1 protein-coding gene is annotated in these 269 nt (G+C 60.2%); it reads left to right on the top strand.

The genetic code is table 11. The features are described from left to right. Window positions 1-207: hypothetical protein (locus AF337_RS44160; RefSeq protein WP_152970935.1), on the top strand; the 207-nt coding region annotated here is incomplete at its 5' end. Window positions 208-269 lie beyond the last annotated feature (62 nt).

Genomic DNA, 269 nt, shown 5'->3' with positions numbered 1-269 from the left:
TTCGAGCCGTGCGTTCCGGCAGGCTGGCCGGCCTATGAGATCGCATACCGATATCGATCAGCGACCTACCGCATCCGTTTCGACAACGCGAAGGGCATCGGCCGAGGCGTGCACTCCGTCACTCTGGACGGTGAACCAGTCGCGAACGAAGCCGTCTCGCTTGTGGATGACGGACGCATGCATAACGTCCACATCATAGTTGGTTAGCGGCCATGCCCGAAATGCTCTCAACCGACGCTGATCTCGACCGCATGCCAACGGACCAGGAC

The organism is Rhizobium ecuadorense, assembly GCF_001187535.1.
GTDB classification, from domain to species: domain Bacteria; phylum Pseudomonadota; class Alphaproteobacteria; order Rhizobiales; family Rhizobiaceae; genus Rhizobium; species Rhizobium ecuadorense.
Note: the sequence above shows the minus strand (reverse complement) of the source record. Positions and strands in the feature narration are given on the sequence as shown.